At 65.5% G+C, this 24,539-nt stretch carries 22 protein-coding genes; 12 read left to right on the forward strand and 10 right to left on the reverse strand.

Annotation, left to right across the window (positions count from 1 at the left end; all coding sequences use genetic code 11):
- The 4 genes from WBP48_RS03035 to WBP48_RS03050 all read right to left on the reverse strand — a co-directional run.
- Positions 1-1,203, reverse strand: a 1,203-nt coding sequence (locus WBP48_RS03035; protein WP_424435895.1) for a hypothetical protein, incomplete at its 3' end; no start/stop codon positions are given.
- Positions 1,203-1,499 carry a hypothetical protein gene (locus tag WBP48_RS03040; RefSeq protein ID WP_424435898.1) on the reverse strand — a complete coding sequence of 99 codons (297 nt, stop codon included), beginning with the start codon at positions 1,497-1,499 and terminating at the stop codon, positions 1,203-1,205. The genes WBP48_RS03035 and WBP48_RS03040, both read right to left, overlap by 1 nt.
- An 8-nt stretch (positions 1,500-1,507) precedes the next feature.
- Entirely contained in the window at positions 1,508-2,065 is a 558-nt protein-coding gene (locus tag WBP48_RS03045; RefSeq protein ID WP_424435901.1) for a M23 family metallopeptidase, read from the reverse strand.
- Positions 2,066-2,132: 67 nt separating this feature from the next.
- Positions 2,133-2,672 (reverse strand): hypothetical protein, encoded by a 540-nt coding sequence (locus WBP48_RS03050; protein WP_424435904.1) that lies wholly within the window; start codon positions 2,670-2,672, stop codon positions 2,133-2,135.
- A gap of 562 nt (positions 2,673-3,234) precedes the next feature.
- Here WBP48_RS03050 and WBP48_RS03055 point away from each other — a divergent pair.
- The gene (locus WBP48_RS03055) at positions 3,235-3,531 is read left to right on the forward strand and encodes a helix-turn-helix domain-containing protein (RefSeq protein ID WP_424435907.1); all 297 of its coding nucleotides are present in this window, start codon (positions 3,235-3,237) and stop codon (positions 3,529-3,531) included.
- 198 nt (positions 3,532-3,729) lie between these two features.
- Here the strand turns inward: WBP48_RS03055 and WBP48_RS03060 are convergent, their stop codons facing one another.
- The 3 genes from WBP48_RS03060 to WBP48_RS03070 form a co-directional block, all read right to left on the reverse strand.
- Complete coding sequence (locus tag WBP48_RS03060; protein WP_424435910.1) at positions 3,730-4,227, reverse strand: hypothetical protein; 498 nt, start codon at positions 4,225-4,227, stop codon at positions 3,730-3,732.
- On the reverse strand, positions 4,224-5,330 hold the full coding sequence (locus tag WBP48_RS03065; protein WP_424435913.1) for a cupin domain-containing protein: 1,107 nt from the start codon (positions 5,328-5,330) through the stop codon (positions 4,224-4,226). Before WBP48_RS03065 ends, WBP48_RS03060 begins: the two co-directional genes overlap by 4 nt.
- A 77-nt stretch (positions 5,331-5,407) precedes the next feature.
- Complete coding sequence (locus tag WBP48_RS03070) at positions 5,408-6,211, reverse strand: IclR family transcriptional regulator (RefSeq protein ID WP_424435916.1); 804 nt, start codon at positions 6,209-6,211, stop codon at positions 5,408-5,410.
- A 50-nt stretch (positions 6,212-6,261) separates the two neighbouring features.
- Here WBP48_RS03070 and WBP48_RS03075 point away from each other — a divergent pair, with 50 nt between their 5' ends.
- The 11 genes from WBP48_RS03075 to WBP48_RS03125 all read left to right on the forward strand — a co-directional run bounded on the left by WBP48_RS03075 (position 6,262) and on the right by WBP48_RS03125 (position 19,991).
- Positions 6,262-7,437 carry an FAD-dependent monooxygenase gene (locus WBP48_RS03075; protein ID WP_424436025.1) on the forward strand — a complete coding sequence of 392 codons (1,176 nt, stop codon included), beginning with the start codon at positions 6,262-6,264 and terminating at the stop codon, positions 7,435-7,437.
- A 33-nt stretch (positions 7,438-7,470) separates the two neighbouring features.
- A complete protein-coding gene (locus tag WBP48_RS03080; RefSeq protein ID WP_424435919.1) occupies positions 7,471-8,337 on the forward strand; it encodes a fumarylacetoacetate hydrolase family protein in 867 nt (288 codons plus the stop codon).
- A gap of 131 nt (positions 8,338-8,468) precedes the next feature.
- A complete protein-coding gene (locus WBP48_RS03085; protein ID WP_424435922.1) occupies positions 8,469-9,404 on the forward strand; it encodes a VOC family protein in 936 nt (311 codons plus the stop codon).
- Between the two features lie 25 nt (positions 9,405-9,429).
- Positions 9,430-9,948 (forward strand): RpiB/LacA/LacB family sugar-phosphate isomerase, encoded by a 519-nt coding sequence (locus tag WBP48_RS03090; protein ID WP_424435925.1) that lies wholly within the window; start codon positions 9,430-9,432, stop codon positions 9,946-9,948.
- Positions 9,949-10,283: 335 nt separating this feature from the next.
- Positions 10,284-11,783: a sugar ABC transporter ATP-binding protein gene (locus WBP48_RS03095; protein WP_424435928.1), complete on the forward strand. Its 1,500-nt coding sequence runs from the start codon at positions 10,284-10,286 to the stop codon at positions 11,781-11,783.
- The gene (locus tag WBP48_RS03100) at positions 11,771-12,790 is read left to right on the forward strand and encodes an ABC transporter permease (protein ID WP_424435931.1); all 1,020 of its coding nucleotides are present in this window, start codon (positions 11,771-11,773) and stop codon (positions 12,788-12,790) included. The genes WBP48_RS03095 and WBP48_RS03100 overlap by 13 nt, the downstream gene beginning before the upstream one ends.
- A 46-nt stretch (positions 12,791-12,836) precedes the next feature.
- On the forward strand, positions 12,837-14,042 hold the full coding sequence (locus tag WBP48_RS03105) for a hypothetical protein (RefSeq protein ID WP_424435934.1): 1,206 nt from the start codon (positions 12,837-12,839) through the stop codon (positions 14,040-14,042).
- A 38-nt stretch (positions 14,043-14,080) separates the two neighbouring features.
- On the forward strand, positions 14,081-15,142 hold the full coding sequence (locus tag WBP48_RS03110) for an ABC transporter permease (protein WP_424435937.1): 1,062 nt from the start codon (positions 14,081-14,083) through the stop codon (positions 15,140-15,142).
- Complete coding sequence (locus WBP48_RS03115; protein WP_424435940.1) at positions 15,139-16,830, forward strand: glycoside hydrolase family 3 protein; 1,692 nt, start codon at positions 15,139-15,141, stop codon at positions 16,828-16,830. The genes WBP48_RS03110 and WBP48_RS03115 overlap by 4 nt, the downstream gene beginning before the upstream one ends.
- On the forward strand, positions 16,827-17,471 hold the full coding sequence (gene pgmB / locus WBP48_RS03120; RefSeq protein ID WP_424435943.1) for a beta-phosphoglucomutase: 645 nt from the start codon (positions 16,827-16,829) through the stop codon (positions 17,469-17,471). Before WBP48_RS03115 ends, pgmB begins: the two co-directional genes overlap by 4 nt.
- 21 nt (positions 17,472-17,492) lie before the next feature.
- On the forward strand, positions 17,493-19,991 hold the full coding sequence (locus tag WBP48_RS03125; RefSeq protein WP_424435946.1) for a GH39 family glycosyl hydrolase: 2,499 nt from the start codon (positions 17,493-17,495) through the stop codon (positions 19,989-19,991).
- Positions 19,992-20,044: 53 nt separating this feature from the next.
- Here WBP48_RS03125 and WBP48_RS03130 read toward each other — a convergent pair whose 3' ends face one another.
- From WBP48_RS03130 to WBP48_RS03140, 3 genes are all read right to left on the reverse strand, one after another.
- A complete protein-coding gene (locus tag WBP48_RS03130) occupies positions 20,045-22,654 on the reverse strand; it encodes a family 78 glycoside hydrolase catalytic domain (RefSeq protein WP_424435949.1) in 2,610 nt (869 codons plus the stop codon).
- 70 nt (positions 22,655-22,724) lie between these two features.
- Positions 22,725-23,600, reverse strand: a complete 876-nt coding sequence (locus WBP48_RS03135; protein ID WP_424435952.1) for a carbohydrate ABC transporter permease — start codon at positions 23,598-23,600, stop codon at positions 22,725-22,727.
- 6 nt (positions 23,601-23,606) lie between these two features.
- On the reverse strand, positions 23,607-24,491 hold the full coding sequence (locus tag WBP48_RS03140; protein ID WP_424435955.1) for a carbohydrate ABC transporter permease: 885 nt from the start codon (positions 24,489-24,491) through the stop codon (positions 23,607-23,609).
- Between the last annotated feature and the right edge of the window lie 48 nt (positions 24,492-24,539).

Below are 24,539 nucleotides of genomic sequence, written 5' to 3' on the forward strand. Positions count from 1 at the left end.
GGTGGGGATCGCGATCGCAGTGCGGCCGCCGCTGCGCGCCATCCGACCGGCGTGGCTGAGGGCGCTGGATCCGACGCCGTCGGCGGCGACCGCGCCGACGAAGCTGAACAGGCCGAGGATCGCGAACGGCGCGAACGCGACCAGCACGAGCCCCACCAGCAGCGGCCAGGACTGCGGATCCCAGATCGTCGACACCCCCGCCAACCCATTCACGATCAAAGTGACAAACCCGATCGTCAACGGTCCGGTCAGCAGGAGGACAACGACGGCGGACACGTACCGGACCACCCACTGCGGGCCGATACCGCGGACGGGGAAGATCATCCACGCGACCGGGCCGACCATGATCAGCGCGGCCAGCACGATGTTGCGGAACGCGAACACCAGCATCAGCAGCAGCATCGAGACCATCAGCAGCCCGTGGATCAGGAACCCGAAGAAGTAGTTCGCCGACCCGCCCGCCCACATCACCTTCTGCAGCGTCGCGAACAACTCCCACGGGCCCTCACGATTCATCACGTACCAGGTCAACTCGTCAACGCTGTTGAGCACATGCCCCGTCACCCACAGGGTGAGCGGGACGGCAGGGATCGCGATGAAGCAACGCACGACCGCGCCGACCACCTCGGACCGATCACCGGAAATGACGGCGGCCGTGACTGCCCAGACCATTGCAATGAACAGCACGATCAGCACCGCCCAGTTCCAGAACGACCACTCACCCACGGCCGCCGACCACAAGGTCGTCGACGTATCGAATCTCATCGCGTCCGCGACCGTGAACATCATTCCCATCGCCGCCAACGCCATCCCACGACCGGCGTTCTCGAACGTCACACACACGACGTCACCGAGGCTGCAGCCGTAGGCGACAAACGCCTCGGTGCCGCCCGCGGATTTCAGGGCGGACGTGTGGCCCTCGAATGTCGTGCAAACGGTTGTGCTCGCTCCCTCGTACATCACCCAGAGGAAGCAGCGCTGGGGTTTGACCTGCGCGGGATCAGTTGGTGTGCAGGTGATCTGTTTGCTGGTTTCGCGGCAGACGACGGGGTACGTGGGTGCGGACCAGCTCTGACCGGTGACGTCGACTGCGGCCGGACGGGGCGACGCGGGTTCGGCGGCGTGAGTGGGGGTAGGCGCGCCGATGCCGGCCAGCAGGCCGAGCAGGATCCCGACGAGGAGGGTGGCGCGCCGGGTGTTCATCAGAATCCGAAGTCGAAGTTGACGAACCACTGGAACAGGCCGGATGCGGCGCCGACGACCGCGCAGGCGATGAAGATCCACATGATGTTCTCGCCCGCCCATGTCCGCATCCGATCAGACGCGAGACCGCGAAACGCGAGCGAGCAGCCGGCGAGGATCAGCATGATCAGCAGCACGATCAGCGCGGTAGCGAGAACGTACGAGGCGATCACTTGCACGCCCTGGAGCCACGGGGCGCCGAAGTCGGGATCGATGTCGGGGACGTCGACATCCAGCGGATGGATCGAATGGAACATGGGATCTCCTATCTCAGGGGGAGGCCGAGGGCGGCCATGAACGGTTCGGGGTCGATCGCGACCCCACGCACTTGCACCTCGTAATGCAGGTGACAGCCCGACGATTTGCCGGTCGACCCCTCCAGCCCGAGGGCGGTCCCGGCGGTCACCTGTTGACCGACGCCGACCAGCAGCGAGTCCCACTGCATATGGCCGTAGAGGGTGACGACTCCGCCGCCGTGGTCGATGCGGACGGTGTTGCCCCATCCCGGCATCGGGCCGGCGTTGATCACCCGGCCGGGACCGGCCGCATAGATCGGGGCGCCGCAGGGCTGGTCCATGTCGTACCCGAAGTGATTCGCGGGGCAGATCGCGCAGTCCTTCACCGGGTGATACCCGAACCCGCGACCCGTCGAGTACGCCCCCGCCAGCGGATACCCCCAGTCGCCCACCACCGTCGGCAGGGCCGCATCCGTCCCCGCCGCTTTGACCGTGAGATCGGTGGTCGCTGAGCCCGCGAGGGCGAGCGGGACCATGACGAGCGGCGCGAGGATCAGAGCGCACAGCAGGGCGAGGCACAGCAGCACCGCGGTGACTGCTTTCCGGCCGGTCCTCGTATTCGCGAGGGCAGTGACTGCGGCCGGGGCTCCCATCTCAGCCCTCCACAGGCTCCGTGAAGTACCGCACCACCTTGCAGTCCCCAGCCTGCTGGGGAGAATCCGGAGCCGGCACCGACTCCGGACCACACAGCACCTGCACGCTCACGCGCACCTGCTCCGTGTACGACGACTCGGCCCCAGAACCGTCCGTCTGCGTGAACACCATCTCCACATCCGCGGTCCCGATACGCATGTCTCCCGACACGTCCTCCGGCACCGCCGACAACACCACATCCCCCGGAACAGACCCCGCCACACGCCCCGCCTGCGACGCCATCTGATCCCACATCTCCTGCGGAAACACCACCGCCTGCCGCAACTCCAACTGCGCTGCCTTCATGCGTGCGGCACGGTCCGACTCGTTGTATCGCGTGTCCGGAGTGAACCAGGTGTCGAGATACCCCACCCACCCATCCCGAGACGACAGCGTCGTGTCCACTGTGGTCACCGCCGACAACGCGGCACGCACATACTCGTCCGTGTCTGTCGTCACCGGCTCGGGAACCCACCCCGACTCCGAGACCGAAGAATCCACAACGGCACCGTCCGACTCAACCGGGCTCGGGGATGGCGTCCCCGATGAGGGAGTCGTCGCGCCATTTCCAGGAGTCGTCGGGGCGGGTGAGGGGCTACCGATCGCCATGTTCACGATCAATGCGACGATGCCGGCCAGAAGGACTATGCCGCCGACGACCGCCCATACGAGACCGGCGCGGCGTGGACCCTGTCGAGACATCATCTCGAGTCCTCCCTACCGTCGCGCCGCCACTGAACCCGGCCGCTTCCGTCGTGATGGGGCCCGATGCTAGCCACGGCACCAGCGATGGCGCATGACAGATCGGCACGTCTGTGGATAACTCTCGAGATCCCAGACGCGGTAGGAGAAAAACCATACGACCGGGAAGAAACCCAGTCTGTAGGCCATTCGGGGGACAGCGTGGCCCCGCCGCGGAGTGCGGTGCGAGGGGCGCTGGCTGTTGACATGAGTGGATACTACAGCGCTACACTTCGGATGTGTAGCCCTAAATTATCCACTTTGCTGGACGAGCGCACCCGGTACGGGGGACAATGGTCCCGTGCCTCGATACACCCGCCCCGTGAACAGCGAACACGCGGAGGATCCCATCGACGCTCTCGGCAACAGGGTCAGAGCCATGATCATCGGCTACCTGCGTGAACACCCCGACTCCACCCGCGCAGAGATCGCGGCGGCGCTCGACATCATTCCGCCGACAGTATCCAAGGCGCTCGTCAAACTGATCGAGCACGAGCTCGTGGTCGCCGACCCTCCACGCGAGGTCGCCACGCGCGGGCAATGGGTGCGGTACCGGGTCAACGCGCCCGCGGTCAGTGAGATCTATCTGCAGCTGGGTCAGGTCATCGGCGAAGTGTGACCGCCGCGGGCTGCGACAGCACCAAGGCTGCCACGGCTCGCCGAAGCACGTGACAGCTCACTCCAGCCGGGGGATGTCGAGGTCGGTGATGTCGACCGGGTGGCCGGTGGTGAGGGATCGGTTGCCGGCGATGCCGACGGCGATGGAGCGGATGCCGTCGGTCCACCGATTTCCGTCGGGGCGCGTGGGCTCAGCGGCTCACTCGAGGAGATCGCGTGGCAGCGCTGCCGTGCGGCCCAGCGGATCCAGGGCGAGCGCGGACAGCCACACCTGCGCGCGACGCTCGTCTACAAGAGTTTCAGGAGTGCGCAGGTCCTCGCTCCAACCGCCGGCGCCGATGCTCCAAAGTGCGGCGGGAAGATCCCGCCACTCGACATTGAGGTGGACGACGGCATGTGCGTGGAGATTGCGCAGCGCTGTCGGAGACAGGGTCGCCGTGAACCGAACGGCTTCCTCGTCGTGGAGTGAGGCGCGGGGTCGGTAGGACGTCGCGGTGCGTACCGCCTCAAGGAACTCGGCCATGGCGCGCGCTTGCAGGGCGACACGCGCGACACTCTCTGCGGCATTGTGCTCGCGCTCGAGACGGTCGTCGGCGGTGTCGTTGAGGATCCGGGAGAAGTAAGCCGTTCCGCGGCGAGCCTCGAGAAGCCTCTCGACGGGGGCGCCGATAGCAGCGGATGCGGACATTGCGGTCATCGCGCGGGCGGGAGGAAGGTGCGCGCGAAGTTGAGCTTCTCGACGATCGGCGCATCGCTGAAGCGGAAGAGATCGAACGACGACTCCGCCTCGAGCGACCACGGCACCCAGGAAGGGATCACGAAGAGGTCTCCCTTTTCCAGCAGATGCCGTTCGCCGGCGAGGATCACCGCGCCACGACCTTCGAAGACCTGCCACACCGAAGATCCGACTTCGTGACGTATCGCCGTGGACGCGCCCTCCCGCAGACGGTGGAACTCGCAACGAATCGTCGGCAGGACGTCCCCGCCGTTGGTCGGGTTCGTGTACTTGATCGCCGCGTGTCCCTGCTCGACCGTCGCGGGGTAGCCCTCGTCCTCGAGTTCGAGCTGGTTGCGCAGCGCAGCATCCGTCGCTTCCCATCGGTAGGCTCCGAGCGGCGTGCTCGATCGCGGGCCGTGGCCGGACAGCGGTGTCACTCCCGGATGCGCCCACAGTCGCTCGCTACGCGAGATCTCCGGCGAGGCCTCGTCGGTCACCCGTTCCGAACCGAACTCGAAGAACCCGAAGTCCATGTCGTGGGCGAAGGGGACGTCCAGTCCATCGATCCACGCCATCGGCTCGGCCGTGTCGTTGTGGTGTCCGTGGAAATGCCACCCCGGAGTGAGAAGCAGATCTCCTCGGCGCATCGCCACGGGATCACCGTTGACCACGGTCCACACCCCCTCGCCTTCCACCACGAAGCGGAACGCGTTCTGTGCATGGCGGTGCTCTGGTGCGGTCTCGTGACCACCGAGCCACTGGATGGCGCACCACAACGTCGGAGTCGCGTATGCCGTCGGCGCCAGCCCCGGATTTGCGAGGCCGATCGCGCGCCTCTCGCCGCCCCGTCCGACGGGCACCAGGTCGCCGGATCGTTTGGCGATGTCCAATAGCTCAGCCCAACGCCACACGAACGGGATAGCAGACGGCATCGGGGTGAAGGGCATGAGGTCGTTTGTCTGCGTCCACAGCGGCGCCGTGCTGTTCCGCGCGAAGTCGGCATACAACCGGTCGAGCTCCGCAGATGGCTCCGGAAGCGACGGGTCGGAGTGGGGGGTGTCGATGCCGTTGTCGATCGTCATTGATGGCTCCTCGTCGGTGGGTGACGGACGCCATTCGACGCTAAGTCGACGCGGGCGATATCGGCGGCGGATTCCGGTCAGCGGAATGTGTCGGAGTCGGCGTGGAGGTCGCTGATCGCGAGGTCACGACTGATCTCGTGGCTGGTCGTCTGCACCAGCTCGACCAATCGTTGCTGGAGGAGAGGTTCGAAGAGGTCGGACTGAACGGATACGGAAATCGCGCCGATGGCTGCCCCGTCGAGCGAGTTGACCGTCGCCCCGACCGCGGCGACGTCTCGTTCGGTTCCGCCGGAGTTGATCGCGTGCCCGCGGTGCCGCACGGATTCGAGTTCTCGCAGCAGCGCGGATAGCTGATCGCCCACGAGACGGTCCTCTTCCGGCGCGCTCTGGAAGAGCTGGGCGACCGCCCGATCCGAACACGCCGCCAACAGTGCCTTCCCGCCGGATGCGCGCGATGCGGGCATCACAATCCCCTGTCGGTCGCGCGTCCGGCGAGGATGGGATCCTTCAACCGTCTCCAGAAAACGCACGCGCACGCCCGTGCGCACCATGAGGTTGGCGGACTGTCCAGCCCGACGCGAGAGGAGGACCAGATGCGGATGGCACAGTTGGCGAAGTTCCTTCGTCCAGGCCAGCCGTGCCGCGCCCGCATCCATTGACGGGCCGGGGCGGTAGACGTGGTCTTCGTCGATGAAGGCGAAGCCTCGATAGACCAGTGTGCTGAGCAGGCGATGCGCGGTGGAGCGGGCGGTACCGAGGTGGGTCGCGGCATCTGACACGCGCACGCTCCCATCGTCTCGGAGCAGTTGCAGCAAACGAAGCCCGCGGTCGAGTGACTCGACACCGTTGGAGGGCGGACGCGGGAGTGGGTCGTTCCGCATAGAGGAATCCTACGACGGCAGCGAGACCGGCGGACGACCATTGCCGGGTGATGACGCACGACAATGACGTACCTGCATTCGCCACAGCCTTGATCGTGGGGGGTGGGATCGGCGGCCTTGCAACGGCTGTCACTCTGCGACGAACGGGAGTGTCCGTAGTCCTCGTGGAGAGGGCGAGCGAGTTCGGCGAAGTCGGAGCCGGCCTCCAGCTCGGGCCGAATGCGACTCGACTCCTCTTCGAGTGGGGACTCGAGAGCGCTATCCGCGACGTCGCCGTCTTTCCAGAGAACCTGATCGCGAAAGACGCACTGACGGATGAGGAACTGACGCGTATCCCCCTCGGCGACGAGTTCGTCCAGCGCTACGGCGCACCGTATTGCGTGATCCACCGCACCGATCTGCATTCGATTCTTCTCGCGGAGGCGCGACGACTGAACGTCGAACTGCACACTGACACGGAGATCGTCGAGGTGGATAGCGAGAGCGGCTCTGCCCGTGCGCGAGACGGACACACGTTCGTCGCGGACGTGGTCATCGGCGCTGATGGGCTGCGCTCGGAGCTCAGAGACCGCCTTGTCGCCGACGAACCGATCAACTCGGGATACGTCGCCTATCGCGGCACCATCGCGTCGTCAGAGGTCGAGGAGATCTCGAACGACGTCGTGGTGTGGATGGGGCCCGAGGGCCACCTCGTCCAGTATCCATTGCGCCGTGGCGAACTTCTCAACAACGTCCTCGTATTCCGCAGCGACGGCTTCGCGCGCGGCGAATCCGACTACGGCGGCGCGGACGAACTCGACGCCCGATTCGGCGACTGCCATCCGACCGTGCGCCGGGCGCTGGACTTCGTCGGCAAGCAGCGTCGCTGGCCGCTATACGATCGCCTGCCCACGGCCGAGTGGTCGAGCGGTCGCCTGCTGCTGATGGGCGACGCCGCCCACCCCATGCTGCAGTACCTCGCTCAAGGCTGCTGTCAGGCGCTTGAGGACGCCGACGCGCTCGGGCGCCTAGCCCGTACCGCTCCGGCGACGGAGATCGGCGAAGCATTCACCTCGGAGCGCGCCTCGCGGACGGCTGAAGTCCAGACGACCGCCCGGGCGTTCGGCGAGCTGTGCCACCGCACGGGCGCCGCGGCACGCGCGCGAAACGAGATGTTGCGAGGCCGCGCGCTCGACGACTTCCGCCACATCGATTGGCTCTACGCCGCGATCCCAGCGCACATCTGACACCACGGAACCACCCACGAACTGGACACACCCATGAAACTCGCACTGTTCAACGGTCACCGCGCCGGCATCGTCGACGGCGATCACATCGTCGACGTCACCGACCTCCTTCCGGCCGCGAGCCCCGCCGGCGCGTGGAGCGACTGGCTCGCCGTCTACGGAGACTTCACCGGGGTTGCCGCCTTGGATCAGGAGCGTCAGCCACGGCTGCCGCTGGCGGAGGTCGCGCTGGATGCTCCGCTTCCGCGTCCCGGAAAGCTCATCGCCGCACCCGTCAACTACGTCGATCACCAGGTCGAGATGTCGGAGCAGAAGACGATCGCCGAATACGGCGTATTCCTCAAAGCGACGAGTTCGATCCTGCGGCCGGCCGGGACCGTTCGCCTGCCCTACTCGGACAAACGCACCGATCAAGAGGGCGAGCTCGGCATCGTCATCGGTCGAACAGCCACGAACATCGCCAGGGGAGAGGCGCTCTCGCACGTCGCGGGGTACACGGGCGTGATCGACATCAGTGTGCGCTCGACCGAAGACCGATCGACGCGAAAGTCATTCGACACCTTCACTCCCATCGGGCCCTGGATCGTGACACCCGACGAAGTCGGCGACCCCGATGCGCTCCAGCTCGACTGCTGGGTAGGCGACCAGCATCGCCAGAGCGTCTCCACGGCGGAGATGATCTTCGACGTCGCGCAGCTCGTCGCCTACGCGAGCGGCGTGATGACGTTGTGGCCCGGCGACGTAATCGCGTCCGGGACGCCAGCGGGCGTCGGGTCGCTGAGTGATGGAGACCAGATCGTGCTGGAGATCGAACGGATCGGGCGACTTGCGGTCGGCGTCTCCGCGACGGGCGCGATCCCGTACGCGCATCGCCCGCTTCCCAACCAAGCCGTGCGCTGACGACGTAGCGCTCCATCAGCTCAGCTGATAGCCGTGATCGGGCATATCCGGTTGCCCGATGATGCAAGCTGGCTGAGGGTGTAAACGACGGAGGCGCAACGGTCGCGTCTCCCGCAGAAAGAGAGTCGAAGATGACTGAACGTCTGGTCTCGCACCTTCGGTATGCCGCGCTCGCGGTTCCGAACTATGAGGAGGAGCGCGATTTCTTCGCCAAGCACTGGGGGCTGACGGTCGTCCACAGCGCGGACGATGTGACCTACTTTGCAGCTGAGGGCTCGAGTGAGCCGTTCATCCTCCGTCTGCGCCGAGACGAGAAGCGCGTCGACCTCGCTGCATTCGCCACCGCCACCACCGAAGACCTCCACGCGCTTGCCGACAAGCTCAGGGCCGAGGGCGTCGAGTTCGTGCACGAACCGCGACCGTTGACGGGGTTCGGAGGCGGGTACGGGTTCCGCGTTTTCGACGGCGATGGTCGTGTGCTGGAGTTCTCGACGGGATACGAGACGCGCGAGGCCCGCAAGATCCGGGAGCGGGAGCCGATTCCCGCGAAGCTCTCCCACGTCGTGTTCAACTCGGCAGACCTCAATCGCACCGCGCAGTGGTACATCGATCACCTGGACTTCACGATCTCCGATTCGTTGGTCCGGCCCGACGGGGTGGACATGATGCACTTCATGCGGTGCAACGAAACCCACCACTCGCTCGCCCTGGCCATGGGGCCGCATCACTCTCTCCACCACCTGTCCTTCGAGATGCGCGGCATCGAGGAGTGGATGCGTGGGGCGGGCAAGATTCTGCGCTCCGGTGCCCGGATGATCTGGGGGCCTGGTCGTCACAACGCGGGCGACAACACGTTCGCCTACTTCCTCAGTCCCGCCGGCAACACGATCGAGTACACGACGGAGCTCGCCGTCCTCGACGAAGCGACGTGGGAGCCGCACCGGCTCGACATCTCCCAGGTGTCGACGCAGGACCAGTGGGGGACCGCGGCGCAGATGAGCGAGCTCATCGCGAGAGAGTCCTTCAACGACATCGACAAGGGCCTGTTCGTCGCACCGCCGGTGTGACGGACCCGAGCAGAGGAGAGAGAATATGGCTCGTCTTCACTTCGCCGCCGACCACGGCGGCTACGAACTCGGTCGTGCGCTCGAGGCCCGAGCGATCGCGGCGGGGTACGACGTCGTCTGGCACGGCGCCGAGGTACTCGACCCGGGCGATGACTACCCGACATTCGCGATCCGCGTCGGATCGAGCGTCGTGCTCGATCAGGATGCCGGGGAGGACGCATTCGGCATCCTCGTCGTCGACGAGGCCGACGCCGGAATCGTCGCGGCCAACAAGGTCAACGGCGCCCGAGCGGTCGGCGCTGCCTCACCGCGTGCCGCCGCGAACACTCGTGAAGTCGTCGATGCCAACGTCCTGGTCTTCGCGGGCATCGCGTTCGAGGAGAATGCGTGGCTCACACTGTGCGCGTTCATCGCGACGTCGCTGCCGCACTCGGTCACCCGTGGTCGCCAGATCCTGCAGATCGAGGAGTTCGAGAACTCCGGGACGATCGAGGGCTGGGCGGTGCAGCTCGAGCCGACGCAGATCGTCGTGACACACGACTGACACTCGAACTTCGGAGGGGCATCGCATCGGAACCCGGTGCGATGCCCCTCCTCTTTCGCGTGCTTCCGCACGTGTTCCATCTCTGTGGTCAGGCCATCGCATATGAACGAATAGAGCCGGACCTGCGGCGAACCTCATTTTCTTAATATTCCTGTCGGGGCCGTCGCTCACATCGGTATTCCGCCTCACAAGCCGATGCGCGCGAAAGCGGTCCGAGACCTGAACGGTCTCCCGCGTTTCCGGTAACGACGCCCGTGGTCGGACCGCGCGGTGCGACGAAGGATGGAATCACAACGCAACACCCGAATCACCCCGATCAGCAGAGAGGCTGTGCAATGTCGAACGACGTCGTTCTGAACGTGTCGAGCATGTCGAAATCTTTCGGCGTCGTGCGCGCCCTGGGCAGCGTCGACTTCGAGCTCCGCGACGGTGAGATCCACGGTCTCATCGGCGAGAACGGCTCCGGGAAGTCCACGATGACCTCCATCGTCGCCGGTCAGCAGAAGGCCGATTCCGGCACCGTCACCTTCCGTGGCGAACCGTGGGCTCCCGCGACGGTCAACGAGGCGCTCGCCGGCGGGATCGGGATGATCGTGCAGGAGAGCGGAACGGTCCCCGGTGTGACCGTCGCAGAAAACCTCTTCCTCGGCGAGACCGCCCAGTTCACGCGCTTCGGCATCGTCAACCGCGCAGCCATGCACCGCGCCGGCCGCGACGCCCTCGAGAAGGTCGGTGTCACCTCCATCGACCCGGGCCAGCCGACGATGTCCCTCGATTTCCAGGCCCGCAAGCTCGTCGAGATCGCGCGCGTCATGCGCCACAACCCGAAGATCGTGATCGTCGACGAGACGACGACGGCGCTGTCGCAGGAAGGGCGCGACCTCCTCTACGGGCTGCTCAAGGAGCAGGCGACCCGCGGGTCGGTCGTCTTCATCTCCCACGACCTCGACGAGATCATGTCGGTCTGCGACCGTCTCACCGTCCTCCGCGACGGCGACATCATCCGCACCTTCGACAAGGCGGAGTTCGACGAGGATGCCATCCGCGCATCGATGATCGGTCGGGCCCTCGAAGGCGACTACTACCGCGCCGACTCGACGCCCTCGGCCGGCGACGAGGTCTACCTCGAGGCGCGCAGGCTGACCGCGGGTGACAAGGTCAAGGACGTCTCCCTCGCGGTGCGCGGCGGCGAGATCCTCGGAATCGGCGGGCTCAGCCACTGTGGCATGCACGAACTGGGCAAAGCCCTGTTCGGCGCACTCCCGCTCGGGGCCGGCGAGGTCGTCTCGCGCGGCCGCCGCATCACCAGTGAGCAGCGCGCCGTGAAGGCCAAGCTCGGCTACGTGTCCAAGGATCGCGACACCGAGTCGCTGAGCCTCAATGCCGACATCCGCGACAACATCGCGAGCGCGGGGCTTCGGATCATCGGAAAGGGCAAGGGCGGCATCGTCACGAAGCGCGCCGAGACGCGGTACGTGACCACGCCGATGGAGCAGCTCGAGATCAAGGCCACCGGACCGTCGCAGATCGTCGGCACGCTGTCGGGAGGCAACAAGCAGAAGGTCGTCTTCGGGAAGTGGATCGCCTGCGGTACCGAGGTCCTCATCCTCGACTGCCCCACCCGCGGTGTCGACGTGGGCGTGAAGCAGGCGATGTACCAGCTGATGACCCAGCTGAAGAACGAGGGCAAAGCGATCGTGATCATCTCCGAGGAGATGACCGAGCTCATGGGGATGAGCGATCGCTTGCTCGTCATGAAGGACGGCCGGGTGGCGCGGGAGTTCGAACGCAGCGCCGACCTCAACGAGATGGAGATCATCGAATGCATGATCTGAGCACGACGCGCACCGCGCGGGCACAGGATCCGAAAGCCGCATCCAAGGCGCGGTGGGGCAAGGTTTTCGCCGAGCTCGCACCCATCCTCGGGCTCATCATCCTCGCGGTCGCCTTCGTCGCCGTCGGAAGTGCGCGCGGCGTCAACATGGCCTACAGCATCGAGACAGTGATCAACCAATCGGTGATCATCATCGTCATCGCCACCGGCGCGATCTTCATCTTCGCGATGGGATCCTTCGACATCAGCCTCGGCGCATCGACCCTGGTGGCGGCGATGACCGGAGGTCTGGTCTTCAACGCGACGGGGAGTATCTGGCTCCTCCTGCTCGCGTGTGTGGCCACCGCCGTCACCACGTCGCTCATCAGCGCGACGCTGGCCGCGGTCTTCAACCTTCCGGTGTTCGTCACGACAGTGGCGATGCTGTCGGTGCTCGGCGCCGTCGCCGTCGCCCTCGTCCAAACCACCGGCGGGGCGCAGATCAAGATCGCCAGTTCGTTCGCCCGCGAACACGACACGCTGGAGATGAAGCTCCTCGTCGCCGGACTCTTCGTAGCGCTCTGCATCTTCCTGTTCAACTTCACGCGCCTCGGCCGCACCGAAAAATTGATCGGCGGCAACCCCATCACCGCACGACTCACCGGCATGTCGATGAAGAAGACGGCGATCATCGCATTCGCCATCGCCGGACTCGCGGTCGGGCTCGGCGCCTTCCTCACCATCCTGCGCACGCCGACGCTCACCACGCAGAGCGCCGCCGACATCGGGATGAACATCCTCGTCGCCATGGTGTTCGGTGGAATGCCGATCGCGGGCGGCGCACGCAGCCGTATCTACGCAGCCCTCATCGGTGGACTGTCGATGGCGCTGCTCACCCAGACCCTGACCACGCTGCTGTCCACCACCGCAGCAGGCAGCGGCATCGCTCAGATCGTGCGAGCCGTCCTCTTCCTGGCGGTCGTGTGGTTCGCCACCGCCGGATACCGCGGAAAGGTGCTTCCGCGCTGACGCGCGACCGCACCGATCCGCACAACCACCCAACGAAGGGAATCCCATGAGAATCACACGCAAGGCCACAGCAGGCATCGCAACAGCGGCGGCAGTCGCGCTCGCACTCACCGGGTGCAGTGGCGCCGCATCCGGAAGTGAGAGCGGATCAGCGGGCGGCGACGTCACCATCGGCGTCCTCGTCTCCGACGCGACCTCGTCCGAGGCGCTCGGCTTCAAGGACTACTACCTGGACTACATCGCCGAGAACTTCGACGTCAACTTCGTCTACTCCGACGAGCTCGCCGACGCCGAAGCGGAGAAGTCGGCGATGGAAGGCTTCATCGCCAACAACTACCAGGCCGTCATCTCGTTCGCCTCGGCCGACCGGCCCACGCAGATCGATATGGCCGAGGACGCCGGTATCTACTACGCAGTCGGCACCGGCACGCTGAGCGCTGACGACTACGACACGTACAAGGATTACGAGTACTACGTCGGCGCCATCGGCCCGAGCCTCGAGATCGAGCAGCAGGCCGGCTACGACATGGCCAAGTACTACGTCGAACAGGGTGACACGTCGTTCGGCATCTTCGGCGCCGGTGTTCCCTACCGCCTCGACATGCACGTCTACCGCGTCGCGGGAATGCTCGCCGCGCTGGCCGAGGAGCCGTCGACGACCTACGGCGGTCTCAAGGACGCTGGGGCGATCGTCGGCAAGATCTATCAGGACGGCACGATCAACCCGGCCGACTTCTCCTCCGACGTCTACTCGCTCGACGGCTACTTCGCCGCCTGGGACTTCGGTGACCCGGCATGGCAGGCCGCACAGGCGAACCTCGTCGCGGCAGACCCCGACGTCATCCTCGCCGCCGGAACCGGATTCGCCGTCGCCGGCGCGGCCGTGGCCGGCACCGACATCCAGATCGGCGACATCGACGCCTACACCGAGGACAACCTCAAGGCGATGGAGGCGGGCACGCTGACCTACCTCGCAGGCAAGTTCACCTCGATCAACGGTCCCATCTTCGCGGCGACCCTGAGCGCAGTCGAAGGCAAGCCGTTCCGCGACGGTGACTCGGCGCTTGCCCTCGCCCAGGGCTACTGGGTCGCGACCTCCGCCGACGAGTTCCAGCAGATCCTCGACGCCGACACGATCGACGCCCCGGTCTACGACAAGGCTTCCCTCGAGCCGTTCATCGGTACCGACGCGACCTACGAAGACTTCGCGGACTTCGTGAGCAAGTACACCTTCGCCGACCTCGTCGGCTGACGACACAACGGACCAGAGAGGACAGGGAGGCACCACTGATGGGCAGCTTCATGCGACGGGCGACGGGAACGCTGATCATTCCGGTCGGAGTGTTCGCCATCGTCACCGCGCTGTGCGCATTCAACGGGGTCTCCCTGTTCTCGACGGGAGACAGCGTCCTGCTTCTCACCCGAGGAATGGCGATCACCTTCCTCACAGCGATGGCACTCGCCATCAACCTCAACAGCGGCAGGTTCGACTTCTCGCTGGGCTCGATGGCGACGCTGTCCGCGGTGATCGGGACCACGACAACCCTCGCCACCGGCGGCGGATTCGCCACGATGGCTGTCGTCACCCTCGTCGCCGGAATTGTGCTGGGGACGATTTCCGGACTGCTCTACGTTCTGCTGCGCATTTCGCCACTCGTGCTCTCGCTGGGGATCACCCTGCTGTACGAGGGCGTCGCATTCACGATCAGCGGTGGAGCGAATGTGAGCTTCATGCTCCGCGACGACCTCACGGCGTTCTCGAAGAGCCCCCTAAACATGCTCCTCGTCATCGGCGCGGCCCTCGCCTTCGTCTACATCGCATTCGACCGCAGCAGATTCGGTTTCGACTACCGTGCGCTGATCACCGGCCAGAACGCCGCCGTCGCATCCGGCGCGAAGGAACGACTCAACGCGATCGGCACCTACGCCGCGAGCGGCCTCCTCATGAGCGGCGTCGGTCTCATCCTCGCCTCCCAGATCGGCTACGTGGCAGCCGGCACCCTCAACTTCGGGACCATGGGCATCATGTTCACGGCGTTCCTGCCGATGTTCATCGGCGGCTACATCGGCAGGTTCTCCAACGACAAGCTGGGATACCTCCTCGGCGCCTTCGCTACCACGGTGATCTCCCTCTCCTACACCGCCCTGGGACTCACCAGCAGTGCGCAATCGATCACGACGGCACTGCTCCTCGTCCTCTTCCTCATCTTCTTGAGCAACGAAGAGACCCTCAAGGCATGGCTGCGCATCCTCACCGGTCGGAAGCGCCCGACCGACCCCGAACCGCTGGAGCCGTCCAGCGACGACAAGCCCACCGCCGACGCCGTGCGTCTGGGAGGACACCACGCATGATCGACCTCACCGCATCCCCCTTCTCCCTCGACGATGACGCCGTCTCCTGGGTCCACGAGACCCGGGGGCGGATGACGACGGAAGAGAAGATCGGACAGCTGTTCTGCCTCATCACCTACACCAATGACCCGGGCTATCTCGGTTACCTCACGCGGGGACTCCACGTGGGTGGGGTCATGCTCCGCACGATGGGCATCGATGAGGCGACTGAAGCGGTCGCGACACTCCAGCAGACCAGCGATGTGCCGCTGCTGATCTCGGCGAACCTCGAGGGAGGTGCCGACCAGACTCTCATAGGCGCGACGCACGTCGGGTCCAACATGGCGATCGCCGCTACCGATTCCGTCGACCGGGTTCGAGAGGCCGCCGGAGTCATCGCGCGCGAAGCACGCGCGGCCGGAATCAACTGGGCATTCACCCCGGTCGTCGACATCGACCTGAACTTCCGCAACCCGATCACGAACACCCGTACCTTCGGCGCGGATGCGGAGAAGGTCGCTGCCTTCGGAGCCGCGTACGTCGAGGCGCTCCAGTCTGAGGGGGTCGCGGCATCCGTCAAGCACTTCCCGGGTGACGGCGTGGACGAGCGCGATCAACACCTGCTGGCCTCGGTCAACACCATGTCCGTCGACGAGTGGGATCAGAGCTTCGGCGTCGTGTACCGCCGGTCCATCGAGGCCGGAGCGAAGACCGTCATGGTGGGCCACATCATGCTCCCCGAGTACAGCCGCGCGCTGCGCCCGTCGATCGCGGACCGCGACATCATGCCTGGACTGGTCGCCGAGGAACTCCTCAACGACCTCTTGCGCGATCGCCTCGGATTCAACGGCCTGATCGTGTCGGATTCGACGACGATGGCGGGGATGGCCACCGTCCTTCCTCGCCGCGAGGCCGTGCCCCGAGTGATCGCCGCCGGCTGCGACATGTTCCTCTTCACGAAGAACCTCGAGGAGGACTTCGAGTTCATGCGCGAGGGGGTGGCGAACGGTGTCCTCTCCCAGAGTCGGCTCGACGACGCCGTGACGCGCATCCTTGCGCTCAAGGCCTCGCTCGGCCTCCATCGCGAGGTCCCGATCCCCGACGCGCCGCATAGCGAGATCGGGCGACCTGCGAATGCGGCGATCGCGGCCCGCGTCGCGGACGAATCGATCACCCTGGTGAAAGAAGAGCCCGGCGTCCTGCCGATCACCGCCGCGAGATACCCGCGCGTCCTCGTCTACGCGATCGACGCCGGCGGGAGCGCCATCGGTCAAGGAGCCAAGGCCGGTGTCGTGGACGCCCTCGTCACGAAGCTGCAGGAGGCAGGACACGACGTGACGCGGTTCGTCCCCGGCGGCGGCTGGGAAGGGATGGCCGCGCCCACAGCCGACGTCATCGACCATCAGGACCTCATCCTCTACGTCGCCAACCTGTCCACGAAGTCGAATCAGACCGTCGTTCGCATCGAATGGGCCGAACCGATGGGCGCGGATGTCCCCGCCTACATCCCCGCCGTGCCCACTGTCTTCGTCTCCCTCGAGAACCCCTACCATCTGCTGGACGCCCCCCGCGTGCGTACCTACGTCAACACGTACGGCTCCTCGCCGGAGGTGCTCGACGCCGTCATCGCGAAGCTTCAAGGCGAGGCGGAGTTCACCGGCACCTCCCCGGTGGACGCGTTCGTCGGACGATGGGACACCCGTCTGTGAGCGACCCGCGCGGTGTGATCTTCGACCTGGACGGCGTGCTCATCCACACCGACGAGCTGCACTTCCACGCGTGGTCCCAGATCGCGAAGCGGCTGGGGATTCCGTTCACGCGTGAGGACAACGACCGGCTTCGGGGAGTGTCCCGGGAGGACAGTCTCGACATCATCCTGGCGCTCGGTGGCCCCGAGGTGTCGGCGACGGAAAAGGCGGTGCTCGCCGACGAGAAGAACGCGATCTACCGTCGCCTGCTCGGGCAGCTCTCGCCGGCGGATGTCGACCCCGCGGTCCGGGAGACCCTGGCGGAACTGCGCAGACGGGGGCTGCGGCTGGCCGTCGGTTCGTCGAGCAAGAACGCCAAGATGATCCTGGAGCGCACCGGACTGCGCGAGAGCTTCGATGCGGTGTCCGACGGCGAAAACGTCACACGCAGTAAACCCGATCCGGAAGTGTTCCTCATGGCGGCGCAGTTCCTCGCGCTGCAGCCGGCGCAGTGCGTGGTCGTCGAGGATGCCGGGGCCGGGATCGCCGCCGCCCATGACGGAGGATTTCCCTGCTTCGGACTCGGTGACGCCGCCCAGCATCCGGACGTGACGTGGCGCATCGATAAAGTTGAAGATGTTCTGGAGCATCTCGCGGTCTGACCGCGGCGAGCGGAGGCGCTTGTGTATACGGAAAGCGAGCTGGTCGCGCTCGCCCGTGCGCTGCCTGCCCGAGTGATGCTCGTCGAGTCTGACGAAGCAGTCGCACCATCACGTCGTGACGAGGCGCAACTCATGTTCGTGACGCAGGGGCGGGCCGACCTGATCGTCGACGACGACGAGGAGACCGTGCTCGAGGCCGAGGGCGTCTTCTTGGTCAACTCGGGCTCGATGTTCGAAATCCTGCCGCGGCCGGCCGTGCAGATGGTCGTGTTGAGGCTCGATCTGCGACGTCTCATCGAGAACTCGGACGACACGGTTTTCCGTATCAACTCCGCACCTTCGGGAGGTGCGATCGCCGTGAGGCCCCTCGCCCACCTCCTGGCGCGGATCGTGAAACTCAACAGCAGCGACGGGGAGCAGAACCGTTTCAAGACGGCATCGCTCATCTACGCCCTGCTCGACGAGCTCACTCGTCGACACTCCGCGATGACCGGAGAGGTGTCGGCGGCGACGCAGAAGCACCGCGAGCGCCTCCGCGCCCTGCTGCGGTACATCGATGATCACTACGCGGAATCGCTCACGCTCGCAAAGGTGGCGCAGCACGAGCATCTGTCAGGTCCGTACCTGTCGGCCTTCTTCAAGGAGCATGTCGGCACCACTTTCTCCTCTTACTACAACGCGCTCAGGCTCGAGCGGGCGGTCGATGACCTCGTGACGAGCGACGAGAGCGTCGAATCGATCGCACGCCGCAACGGATTCCGCGATCCCAGAGCTTTCGTCAAACTCTTCAAAGAGCGATTCGATGTCCTCCCGAGTCAGTACCGGCGGTCGGAGCGGGAAGATCGCGCACATCGGCAGCCTCGATCGACGGTGGTCGACCACGCGGCGGACACGCCTCTCGGGGTTCTCGCCGCCTACCTCCCCCCGGGCGAGGTGCCCTCAGACGATATGGCCGTCGACACGGTCCCGCTGACGAGGATCGTCGCACTCAGTGCGATCGACGCATCCGCAAAAGGCACGCCGCTTCGACACACGTATCGGCGGGTGACGACGGTCGGGCGAGCGAAAGAGCTCCTTTACGAAGACGTCCGCGCGATGCTTTCCGAGTGGCAGCGCGACGTCGGTTTCGAGTTCGTGAAATTCCACGGGTTGTTCGGGGATGACATGCATGTGTATCGAGAGGACGACCTCGGCAACCCGGTGTACAGCTTCCTCCTCGTCGACAAGGTGATCGACTACCTGCTGTCTATCGGGCTCCGTCCTTTCGTCGAACTGTCCTTCATGCCGCAGGGGCTCGCTTCCGTCCCCGATCGGACCGTGTACTCCTCCCCGTTCAACGTGAGTCCGCCGCGGCAGCTGGAGCGCTGGGTGGACCTCGTGAACGCGTTCCTCGCACACGTCGTCGAGCGATACTCGCTCGACGAGGTCGCCTCATGGATGTTCAGCGTGTGGAACGAGCCCGACACCGGCCCGACGCTGTTCGGGTTCGAAGACGACGCCGAGTTCCACGCGTTCTACAAGGCGACCTTCGACACGGTGCGTCGATTCGGCAAGAACATCCGGTTCGGAAGCCCGGCGATGCTCGTCACCTACGCCCAGAACAAGGATTGGCTTCAGGCCTTCCTCGACTTCGCCGACGCCAACGGCTGTCGCCCCGACTTCCTCACGATCCACTTCTATGACAATGATTTCGCCTGGGAATCGCTCCCCGAGCACAAGCCGGGTGCCCCCTCGTCGACACGGCTCAACCGCGACCAGGACACCTTCCACAAGACGCTCAAGCAACTCGATCTCCTGCTGAATGATCGGGGACTGCACATTCCGGTCTACATGACCGAGTGGAACCTCACCGTGTCGCATCGGGACCTCCTCAACGACACAACGTTCAAGAGCTGCTACCTCGCGAAGAACCTCCTCGAGAACTACGACGCGCTCGAGTCGTTCGGATACTGGGCGCTCACCGATTTCATGGAGGAGCTGCAGCCCAGCGCCGACATGTTCCACGGAGGGCTCGGACTGCTCACCTACAACGGGGTGAAGAAGCCGCACTACTACTTCTTCAAGTCCCTCAGCAGAGCGGGGGAACGTCTTCTCGCGTCGGGGGAGGGCTACTTCATCTGCGCGGGAACACGTGGCCTGCAGCTTTACCTCTACAACTACGAGCATTTCGGGCATCTCTTCGCATCGGGCCAGCGCTACGACATGACCTACCTCGAACGGTACGCGCCGTTCTCCGAAGTGGGTCGGATGGACTTCTCCGTGGAGTTCACGTCACTGCCCGCCGGCCGATATCGGCTGCGCGAGGAAATCATCAACAGCGAGCACGGATCAGCCTTCGACACGTGGATCAGGATGGGGGCGCCGGCAATCGACGCCATGACCGTCGACTACATCCGGCAGGTCTCAGTACCCCAGCTGGTCGTCGAAGACATCGAGATCTCCGACTCCGGGCCGCTCACGGTGTCCGCCGTACTCGAGCCGCTGGAAGTGCGGGTCATCGAGCTCGTGCCTCTCGGCTGAAACGCGATCGACGCCGTCCCCCGAAGGGGCACGGCGTCGATCACGTTCGCAGGTCAGATCGACAACTGTGCGGCGAACGAGCCGTGCCCGACGCGCACGGCCTCCCTCCCCGGCAACTCCACCACGGCGCTCGCTCCGACGGGAACGGTGTAGGAGAGCGTCAACTGGTCGCCGACCAGCTCCCAGTCCACCGCCGCCTCTCCGTACGGCGTCGTGAGGGTGGCGCCCGCCGACGAGACTCCGGGACCGGGCCGCGGGGCGATCCGCAGCTCGCGGCCGCCCGGCGCACTCACGCTGAGCCCCGCGATCGTCCCATGGATCCAATGCGCGACCGACCCCAGCGCGTAGTGGTTGAAGGACGTCATGTCGCCCGGATTCACGCTGCCATCGGGCAGCAACGAGTCCCACCGTTCCCAGACGGTCGTCGCCCCGAGGTCGATCGTGGCCATCCACGAGGGCGCATCGTGGTTGAGGACCATCCGGTATGCCGTGTCGAGATGTCCGGTGCGGGTGAGCGCCTCGGTGACCACAGGCGTTCCGAGGAAGCCGGTCGACACCCGGTACCCGCGCTCACGGATCAGTGCGTCGAGTCGCGTGCCGGCGCGCTCGAGACCGTCAGCGTCATCGATGAGGTCGAATGCGATCGTCAGAGCGTGCGCGGCGACCGTGTCGTGCGACGCGTCACCGGATTCCACGTATCGCCGGCGATACGCAGCGCGGATCTCGGCCGCCAGCGAACGATACCGCTCGGCGTCGTCTGTCTCGCCGATGGTCTTCGCCAGCTCTGCCAACGCCGCAGTCGAACGCGCGAAGTAGGCAGTGGACACGAGATGCGGATCGGTCACCGCCTCGAAGGGGCGGTCGGGCGGCGCCGCAGGGTCGAGCCAGTCTCCGAGTTGACGCTGCTGGTCCCACAGCCGGGACGGACCCGCGAGCGCGGACACCTTCTCGACCCACGTCCGTGCAGACGCGTACTGGCGCGCGACGAGTTCAGCGTCGCCGAACGCGCCGTAGAGAGCCTCCGGAACGATGGCCGCTGCGTCGCCCCATCCCGCGACCTCTCCATCCGGCCGCCACCAGGCGCCGCCGGGAACCCAGGGCACGTACACCGGAACGTTACCGCCGTAGCGATCCTGCTCCACGCGGAGCGACCGCAGCCAGTCATCCAGCACACCGTGTACGTCGTACAGGAAGCTCGCGGTCGGGGCGAAGAGTTGGATGTCGCCCGTCCAGCCGAGCCGCTCGTCGCGCTGCGGGCAGTCGGTCGGGATGTCCACGAAGTTCGAGCGCAGTCCCCACACGACGTTCTCGTGAAGACGGTTCAAGTCTTCTCGATCGGAGCGGAACCAGCCCGTGCGCTGCATGTCGGAATGCAGCACCCGCGAGACGATCGACCCCGCGCTCGGCGGCTCCTCTCCCGGCCACCCCGTGACGAACGCGTAGCGGTAGCCGTGGATGGTGAACCGAGGTTCCCACTCCACTGCTTCTCCGGCGGTGATCACCTCATCGACCGAAGCTGCCTCCCGCAAAGGACGGCGGCACAGCCGACCGTCCTGCAGGACCTCGGCGTGCTGCACGGTGATGTGCGTACCCGCCGGCGCCGCCGGGATGCGCAGTCGAGGCCGCCCGGAGTGATTCTGGCCGTAGTCGATCAACCATCCGCCGTCGACTGCGCTGATCGTCTGCGGAAGGAGCTCCTCGACGGCGCGCACGGGCTCGCCGGCCGGCGACGACAGGATCGCGTAGTCGAGGGGATGTGCTTCGGTCGGGCTCCAGGCGGAGTCGTCGAAGCCGGGCTCGGACCATCCCGCGGGGATGAGAGCGAGATCGATCCGCTCGCCGTCGTACAGGCTGGCGCGCGTCAGAGGTCCGGGAGCGCTGCGCCAGTCGGTCCCCGACGTGACGGTGTGCGTCGATCCATCGGCGAAGACGACCTCGACCTGCGCGAGGACGCCGACGTGTTCGCCGTAGATGTTCTCCGTACCGCCCTCGAAGCCGATGCGGCCGCGGAACCAGCCATCGCCGAGCCACGCGCCGATGGCGTTGTTCCCCGGATGGAGGTGTGCCGTGACGTCATAGGTGAACACGCGCAGATACTCCGCGTAGGGCGTCCACCCAGGAATCAGCTCGTCGCGGCCGACCCGCTGGCCGTTGATCTCCACCTCGACGAGGCCGTGCGCGGTGAGATGCAGTCGCGCTTCCACGATGGCAGCGGGAAGCTCGAACTCGCCGCGGACGAGGGGTGCGCGGCGTTCCGTCAGCGGTGGCTCCTCATACCCCGGTCCAACGAGCAGCGCAGTCCAGTCCGAGGCGTCGAGCCCGCGTTCAGCGACGGCCGGATCGCTCCATTCGCTCCATGACGCGGTGTCGGCGTCGCGAGTGCGGACCGTGACCGATACGCGCGACCGCGAGGGAAGATCCTCTCCCGGCCAGGGGACGAGCACCTGGTCGGGCGACTCGACGATCGTCGTGCGAGGTACGGCGGCCTCGGCGACTCCCGGTGCGGTGATGGTCCAGGCGAGCTCGTAGGCATCCTGGCGGTAGCCGGCGGGCGCGGTGTCGATGATCCAGGACAGGCGCGGTCGGGTCTCGGAGATGCCGAGTCGGACGCGCTCGGGAAAGTGCTCGATGCGCAGCCGCGGGGCGGCAAGGGGGAGGGTCATGTTGGTCACTCTCGGATAAAGCGTTGTATCGATTCAGCGTACGGGGGATTCTCCGTGTTGTCTGACCACCTCACCCCTTCACGGCGCCCGCCGCCATGCCCTTCATGATCCGCTGGTTCAGGAAGAGGTAGAGCGCGAGCGTCGCAACGACGTTGATGGAGATGGCGGCGAACGTCGGCCCGTACTGCACCTGACCGAACTGGCCGGTGAAGTTGAGGAGACCGACCTGAATCGTGCGCAGCGAATCCTTGGTCGTGAAGGTCAACGCGATCAGGAGGTCGTTCCAGATGAAGAAGAACTGCACCAGCGCGACGGTGAACACCGCGTTGCGTACCATCGGGAATCCGACCGACCAGAATGTGCGATAGATGTTCGCTCCGTCCAGCGTTGCCGCCTCGAAGATCTCACGAGGCACGCTGCGGAAATAGGTCGCCATCATGAACACCGTCAGCGGGAGACCGATCACGGTGTACGTGATGATCAGTGGCCACAGCGAGTTCGTCAGGCCGGCGCGGAAATAGATCGTGAACAGGGGGAGCAGGATCATCTGACCGGGGATCATGATGCCCGCAAGGAACATCAGCAGCACGGTGCCCCGTCCCTTCCACACCATGACCTCGAGGGCGAAACCCGCAGCCACGCCGAGGACGATCGTGAACAGCAGCGACGGGAAGACAGCGAGGATGCTGTTGCGGAAGTAGGTCGGCAGGTTCCCGTCGACCCAGGCGCTGACGTAGTTGTCGAAGTTGAACCAGTTCTCGGGCAGGGCCCAGGTCGGGTTGTTCAAGAACTCGGTCTGCGTCTTCAGCGACCCCGTCAGCAGCCAGAACAAGGGGTAGACCACGACAATCAGAAGGATCGTGACGATGATCCACTTCGGGACGCTGCGCAGTGTGCGGCCGAGGCTCCAGGGGCGGCGCGGACGGCGGATGGCGGTGGTGGTCATTGTCGGTCAGCCCTTCGTGAGGTCGCGCCGCGTGGTGCGGAAGATGAATAGCGTCACGATGAGGCACAGCATCGTCAACAGCAGCGCGATGGAGCTGCCGTACCCGTACTCGCCGTACGTGAAGGACGTCTGGAACATGTAAAGCGTGAGCGGCGTGGTCGAATTGCCGGGGCCGCCCTTGGTGAGCGCGAGGATCGAGTCGAACACCTTCAGGGTCCCGTTGATCGAGAAGATGATCGATGACAGGAGAACCGGCAGAGACAACGGCAGGACGATATGCCACGTCAGTCGCCAGCCGGACGCCCCGTCGAGCCGTGCCGACTCGAAGGTCTCCTCGGGGATGTCGAGGAGACCGGCGTACAGCAGCACGGCGTAGAAGCCCATCGAGCGCCACAGGTCCATCAGGACGATCACCACGAACGCGGTGCCGGCGCTACCGAACCAGTCGACCGGGCTCAGCCCGACGGCGATCAGTAGATCGTTGACCAACCCGGTCTGAGGGGCGATCTTGAAAAGCTCCTGGAACAAGAGCGCCACGGCGACGGTGGGAAGGACGACCGGGAAGAACACGAGGGTGCGCACCAGGCTCGAAGCCCGTCGCAGCCAGAAGACGTACATCAGAGAGATCAGATAGCCGAACAGCACCTGCGTGACAGTGACGATGACGGCGTACTTGATGGTGAAGACAGTGGCGTCCTGCACCTTGGGGTCGGTGAACAGCTTGGCGATGTTGTCGAAGCCCACGAACTCGAACCCGGTGATCGGGTTGCCCTCGAAGACGGTGTAGCCGAGCGACCAGAAGATCGGCACGAGCATGACGAGGGTGTAGACGAGGAGGGCGGGGCCCAAGAGGACGAAAACGGCGCGCCAGTCGCCGAGGACACGGTTCACAGGGGTGAGGCCAATCTTGAGGGAGGTCGACGGCTGCGGCCCGCGGGA

Origin of the sequence: Microbacterium sp. (assembly GCF_049661145.1) — a bacterium.
Classification (GTDB): domain Bacteria; phylum Actinomycetota; class Actinomycetes; order Actinomycetales; family Microbacteriaceae; genus Microbacterium.